This window comes from Pseudomonas sp. NPDC087814, from assembly GCF_044742865.1.
In the GTDB taxonomy this organism is placed as follows: domain Bacteria; phylum Pseudomonadota; class Gammaproteobacteria; order Pseudomonadales; family Pseudomonadaceae; genus Aquipseudomonas.
This window is the reverse complement of sequence record NZ_JBIUVK010000022.1, coordinates 1-6,394: the sequence shown is the minus strand read 5'-3', so window position 1 is coordinate 6,394 and position 6,394 is coordinate 1. Positions and strand designations below refer to the sequence as shown.

The 6,394-nt window shown below is 61.0% G+C and carries 5 protein-coding genes; 3 read left to right on the top strand and 2 right to left on the bottom strand.

Annotated features, from left to right (window positions below; genetic code table 11):
* The first annotated feature begins 226 nt into the window (after positions 1 to 226).
* Complete coding sequence (gene macA / locus ACIOMR_RS17595) at positions 227 to 1,378, top strand: macrolide transporter subunit MacA (protein WP_032898521.1); 1,152 nt, start codon at positions 227 to 229, stop codon at positions 1,376 to 1,378.
* A gap of 3 nt (positions 1,379 to 1,381) precedes the next feature.
* The gene (locus ACIOMR_RS17590) at positions 1,382 to 3,340 is read left to right on the top strand and encodes a MacB family efflux pump subunit (RefSeq protein WP_003212489.1); all 1,959 of its coding nucleotides are present in this window, start codon (positions 1,382 to 1,384) and stop codon (positions 3,338 to 3,340) included.
* A 125-nt stretch (positions 3,341 to 3,465) separates the two neighbouring features.
* Here the strand turns inward: ACIOMR_RS17590 and ACIOMR_RS17585 are convergent, their stop codons facing one another.
* Positions 3,466 to 4,155 (bottom strand): helix-turn-helix transcriptional regulator, encoded by a 690-nt coding sequence (locus ACIOMR_RS17585; RefSeq protein WP_401195481.1) that lies wholly within the window; start codon positions 4,153 to 4,155, stop codon positions 3,466 to 3,468.
* 185 nt (positions 4,156 to 4,340) lie between these two features.
* The gene (locus tag ACIOMR_RS17580; protein WP_401195479.1) at positions 4,341 to 5,585 is read right to left on the bottom strand and encodes a methionine gamma-lyase; all 1,245 of its coding nucleotides are present in this window, start codon (positions 5,583 to 5,585) and stop codon (positions 4,341 to 4,343) included.
* 124 nt (positions 5,586 to 5,709) lie between these two features.
* Between ACIOMR_RS17580 and ACIOMR_RS17575 the strand changes: the two genes are divergently transcribed.
* Positions 5,710 to 6,180 (top strand): Lrp/AsnC family transcriptional regulator, encoded by a 471-nt coding sequence (locus ACIOMR_RS17575; protein ID WP_008430161.1) that lies wholly within the window; start codon positions 5,710 to 5,712, stop codon positions 6,178 to 6,180.
* The last annotated feature ends 214 nt before the right edge of the window (positions 6,181 to 6,394 follow it).

The following is a 6,394-nucleotide window of genomic DNA, read 5'->3' as shown; positions in this document are numbered from 1 at the left end:
GGGCCAGGGATGGCCCATGACGGCGGCCCACGGTCCAAAGCCGGAGTGAGGGCACACCGAGCCTAAGCGAGGTGCCGAGTGGTGGGGCAAGAGCGTTTTGCTTACTTTTGCGCTGTTCAAAAGTGAGCCGCTGTAAGAGCGGAACCCATATCAGCCGTTACTAAAAAAACGGATATGTACTCCGAGCCAAAAGCCGGACCAACTTCAACGTCTTCTGTGGTCACTTATGGAAAAGTCAAAGCTTCGCAAAACAGGAATGGCCCTGGCCCTGGCAATCGCCGCCGCCCTGACCATCTACACCGTGCAGGCCCCCGCAGACGCGCCGCAATACCTGACCGCCACCGCCGAGCGCAGTGACATCGAAAACGCCGTCCTGGCCACCGGCCTGCTCGAAGGCGTCAAGCAGGTCGATGTCGGCGCCCAGGTTTCCGGCCAACTCAAATCCCTGAAGGTCAAGGTCGGCGACAAGGTCAAGAAGGGCCAATGGCTGGCCGAAATCGACCCGTTGATCCTGCAGAACACCCTGCGCAAAGCCCAGGTCGACGAAGAAAACCTCCAGGCCCAACGCCGCGCCACTGCGGCGCAACTCAAGGAAACCAAATCCGTCTACGAACGCTATCAGGGCCTGCAGGAGGACGAATCCGTGTCCCGCCAGGACTTCGAAACCGCCGAGTCCAATTACGAGGTACAGCGCGCCAACCTGATGTCCCTCGACGCCCAGATCAAAAGCGCGCACATCCAGATCGACACCGCCAAGATCAACCTGGCCTACACCCGCATCGTCGCGCCAATCGACGGCGATGTAGTGGGCATCGTCACCCAGGAAGGCCAGACCGTGATCGCCAGCCAACTGGCACCGGTGCTGCTCAAACTCGCCGACCTGGACACCATGACCGTCAAGGCCCAGGTCTCCGAAGCGGACGTGATCCACATCAGTCCGGGCCAGCAGGTGTATTTCACCATCCTCGGCGAGGCCGACAAACGCTACTACGCCAAATTGCGCGGTACCGAACCTGCCCCGCAGAATTTCCTCGAAACCCAGACCGCCGGCACCCCCAAGCAAAACACCGCGGTGTTCTACAATGCGCTGTTCGACGTACCCAACCCCGACCACCGCCTGCGCATCGCCATGACCGCCCAGGTGCGCATCGTGCTCGACACCGCCAAGGCCGCACTGACCGTGCCGGTGGCCGCACTCGGCCCGCGCAATGCCGATGGCAGTTTCCCGGTGCGGGTGCTGGACGCCAAGGGCAAGGCCAACACGCGGCAGGTGCAGACGGGCATCAACAACAACGTCAAGGTGCAGATCCTCGATGGCCTGGCCGAAGGCGACAAGGTGGTGATCGGCGACCCATCGCCTGCCGTGGCGGGGGGCTGATTGATGACTCAGCCACTGCTGGAGCTTAAAGGCATCGTGCGCAGTTTCATGGCCGGTGACCGCGAATTCATTGCGCTCAAGGGCATCGACCTGACCATCCACGCCGGGGAAATGGTCGCGATCACCGGGGCCTCGGGTTCGGGTAAATCCACCCTGATGAACATCCTCGGTGGCCTCGACTACGCCACCGCCGGCAGCTACAAGATCAATGGCATCGAAACCCGCACCCTGGGGGATGAGCAACTGGCCGAGCTGCGCCGCGACTACTTCGGTTTTATCTTTCAGCGTTACCACTTGCTCGCGCACCTGAGCGCGTTGCACAACGTGGAAATGCCGGCGATTTATGCCGGTACGCCGGAAACCGCCAGGCATAGCCGCGCCGGGGAATTGCTGGCACGCCTGGGGTTGTCGGGGCATTTGACCCATCGCCCGAGCCAGCTGTCCGGCGGCCAGCAACAGCGCGTGAGTATCGCCCGGGCCTTGATGAACGGCGGCGAAGTGATCCTCGCCGACGAACCCACCGGCGCCCTCGATACCCACAGCGGCAAGGAGGTGATGCGCATCCTGGCCGAGCTGCACGCCGCCGGGCACACGGTGATCATCGTTACCCATGACCCGAAAGTCGCGGCCAATGCCCAGCGGATCATTGAGGTGCGCGATGGCGAGATCGTCAGTGACCGCGCCAATCAGAGTGTCGGCCTCGACCTGCCCACCGAAGCGCCCATCGAGCCCAAGCGCAGCGGTGCGCGCAAGTTGGTGGCGAGCCTCGGGCTGTTCAAGGAGGCCTTCAACATGGCCTGGGTGGCGCTGATTTCCCATCGCATGCGCACCTTGCTGACCATGCTCGGCATTGTCATCGGCATCACCTCGGTGGTGTCGATCTCGGCCATCGGCGAAGGCGCCAAGCGCTATGTGCTCAAGGACATCCAGGCCATTGGCAGTAACACCATTGATATCTTTCCCGGCAAGAGTTTTGGTGACAGCCGTGCGTCAGCCATCGAGACGTTGTTGCCGTCGGATGTGGATGCGCTGAACCAGCTGTATTACGTCGACAGCGCCACGCCGGTGGTGGGGCGCAACCTGTTGCTGCGTTACGGCAATATCGACCTGGACGCCCAGGTCAATGGGGTCAGCGATCGCTATTTCCAGGTCAAGGGCCTGAAGCTCGAAGCCGGAATTACCTTCAGCGAAAGCGACGCCCGGCGCCAGGCCCAGGTGGTGGTGATCGACCACAACGCGCGCCATCGGCTGTTCGCGCCCGGCGTGGATCCGTTGGGCCAGGTGATCCTGGTGGGCAACCTGCCCTGCACCGTGATCGGGGTGACGGCCGACAACAAAAACATGTTCGCCGCCAGCAAGGCGTTGAACGTGTGGGTGCCGTACGAGACGGCAGCGGGGCGGCTGTTGGGCCAGCGTCATCTGGACAGCATCACGGTGCGCATCAAGGACGGCCAGCCGAGCAAGGTGGTGGAAGAGAACGTCACCAAGCTGATGTTGCAACGTCACGGCACCAAGGACTTCTTTACCAACAACCTCGACAGCATCATGCAGACGGTGCAGAAAACCAGCCGTTCCCTGGCGTTGCTGCTGTCGTTGATTGCAGTGATTTCGTTGCTGGTGGGCGGCATCGGAGTGATGAATATCATGCTGGTGTCGGTGACCGAACGCACCCGCGAAATCGGGATTCGCATGGCAGTGGGCGCGCGGCAATCGGATATTCGCCAACAGTTCCTGGTGGAAGCGGTGATGGTCTGCCTGATTGGCGGGATGATCGGAATCTCGCTGTCATTCGCCATCGGCTATCTGTTTTCGTTGTTTGTGAAAGAGTGGGAAATGGTGTTTTCCCTGGGCTCGGTGGTGACGGCGTTTGCGTGTTCGACGTTGATCGGGATTGTGTTCGGGTTTGTGCCGGCGCGGAATGCGGCGCGGTTGGATCCGATTGAAGCCCTGGCCCGGGATTAGGCCGGGCAGAGATCAAAAAATGTGGGAGCGGGCTTGCTCGCAAATGCGCTGGATCAGTCACACATGTATTGACTGACACTGCGCATTCGCGAGCAAGCCCGCTCCCACATTTGTTCCTCGGTGTTCTAGAGAGTGGCGTTTTCTTCTGTGGAATACATCCACCGCATCAACGAATGCCGGCCACTGATGCCCATCTTGATCGCAGCCCGCTTGAGGTAGCTCTCGATGGTATTGACCTTCAGTGCCAACTGCTCTGCCAGTTCCGGTGCGGTACGCCCGGCCAGCAGCCCCACGCACACCTCAAGCTCCCGGCTGGACAGGGCCAGCCCCGATTGCGCGAGGCGCTCTTCAAAGCGCCGGCGCAAGGTGTCGATGCCTTGTTGCTGCGGCGCTTCGCTGTCCGGACCGCTGGGTTGCAGGGCGCTGATGTGTTTTTCAACCATCGGCAGCAGCAGGGAGGAGAAGTCTTGCAGGATGATCCGCTCCTGCTGGGAAAAACTTTCGCAGGGGTTGGAGCGATACACCGACAGCACGTAGCTGACGTCATCCTTGCGCCGGGTCAGGTGCAGTTGGGCGGCGGCCTGGGCCTCTTCCAGCCCTGGCAGCGGGTCGGTGTACACCGGGCTGACCCCCGTCATTCGCGAACTGCCTGCCTTGCGCGGTGAACTCACAGGCATTTGGGTGATGTGCGTGGCGTCGACCGCCAGTTGGGTGAGGATCAGGTCATGCAGCATGCGCGGGAAATGCCGGCTGCCGGTGCTGGCGATTACTTTGCCAATGTGGGGGAACAGGTGTGAGTTCATCATTTCATCCATGAGTTTCAATGAGGGCGGCGTACAGGGCAGTGATCTCCATGACTGCCGCCTCGTATGCTAGTACAGGCTTTCGCAAACGGGCCAATGAATGGATCAAATTTTTTGCGGTGCAGGGCGCAACGGGAGAAGCCCGACCTTTTCAGGCCGGGCTATTGATAAACGTCGCGCCTGCCTGTGAATTTACTTCAAGCGTGATGAACGTTGTGTTGCACCGCCCGGGATTTCGGCTTTACGGCACAGGCCTGCAGGGCTTGGGCAACGTCGGCCAGCAGGTCGGCGACATCCTCAAGGCCCGCCGAGAGTCGCACCAGCCCTTCGGAAATCCCGTGGTGGGCGCGCTGCTCCGGGGTGTAGGTGGAGTGGGTCATGCTGGCCGGGTGCTGGGCCAGTGACTCGGCGTCCCCCAGGCTCACGGCCCGGGTGAACAGCTTGAGGGCGTTCATGAAGCGTCGGCCCATGTCGATACCGCCCTTGAGTTCAAACGCGATCATGCCGCCGGATTGTTTCATCTGCCGCGTGGCCAGTTCGTATTGAGGGAAGGAGCGCAGGCCGGGGTAGGTCACCCATTCCACCAGGGGATGGGCCTGCAAGGCTTCGGCGATGGCCAGGGCGTTGCTGCAATGGCGGTCCATGCGCAGGGCCAGGGTCTTGAGGCCGCGCATCAGCAGGGCGGCGTCCTGGGGTGACATCACCGCACCGGTCAGGTCCTTGAGCCCTTGCAGGCGAATGCGCTGGGCCAGGGCCTGGCTGCTGACGGCGATGCCGGCGGTGATATCGCCGTGGCCACTGAGGTATTTGGTGGCCGAGTGCACCACCACGTCGGCGCCCATTTCCAGCGGGCGTTGCAGGTAGGGCGTGCAGTAGGTGTTGTCCACCACCACGGTGATACCGGGTTGCCGGTGGGCGATCTCGGCGACGGCGGCGATGTCCACCAGTTGCAGGTTGGGGTTGGCCGGGGTTTCGAAGTAGATCATGCGCGTGGCCGGGTTGATGGCCTCGCTCATGGCGTTCAGGTCGGTGAGGTCGACGTGGCGCACCTTGATGCCGAACTCGCCGATGCCGTGGTGCAGCAGGGCGAAGGTGCAGCCGTAGAGGGTCTGGCTGACGATGATTTCGTCACCGGGGCGCAGCAGGGTCCAGAACGTCGCGGCAATTGCGCCCATGCCGGAGCTGAAGGCGACGGCGGCTCCGCCGTTTTCCAGGGTGGCCATGCGCGATTCCAGCAGGGCCAGGGTGGGGTTGGAGATGCGGGTGTAGAAGTGTCCGCTCTCTTCGCCGGCGAAGCAGGCGGCTCCGTATTCGGCGGTGGGGAAGGCGAAGGTTGCCGTCAGGTAGATGGGCGGCACGAGGGCGCCGTGGTGGTCCTGGGGGTCATAGCCGTGGTGGATGGCGCGGGTGGAAAAGCCGAACGTGTTGTGTTTATTTTTCATGGTCGGACGCTCCTTATTTCCTACAATGCTATGCTTATAACGGCGGCCGAACGTTCCATAGTTTGCTGGGAAAGGCCGGTAGATTGGGATGAAAAACAATAAAAACGACGTTTTGAGGCAAGATATGCCCATGCATCTGGATCGGACTGACAAGGCACTTTTAAACGCCTTGCAGGGTAATGCGCGGTTGACGGTGGCGGAGTTGGCGGAGCGGGTGTCGCTGACCACTTCGCCGTGTTGGCGGCGGGTGAAGAACCTTGAGGACAGCGGGGTGATCGGCGGTTATCAGGCGATCCTGTCGCCCAAGGCGCTGGGGTATGGGGTGACGGCGTTTGTCAGCATCATGATGGATACGCACTCCCGGGAAGTTGCCCGGGCGTTTGAGCAAAGGTTGCTGGAGATTCCCGAGATTGTGGCGTGTCATAACGTTTCGGGGCGGTATGATTTTTTGTTGGAAGTGGTGGCGAAGGATCTGGAGTCGTTTGGAGAGTTTGCGCGGGAGGTGTTGCAGGGGTTGCCGTGTGTTAAGGAGATTTACTCGAGTTTTTCTTATAAGTCGGTGCGGCCGTTGCGGGTGATTCCTTTGCCGGAGTGATGGTGTGTATATCCGTTATTTGGGTAACGGCTGCTTATGGTTTCGCTCTTACAGCGAGTCACTTTGCAAAAGCGTGTACGGACCGGACACATGGTTGACGGGTGTACGGGGACATGGTGGACACTTTTCGGCGAGCTAACTACGCCGGAAAACCATCATGCCCTGGAATACGAGAGACGCCATGAGCCTGAAAAAAGAGTTCGTTGCCTTAGCC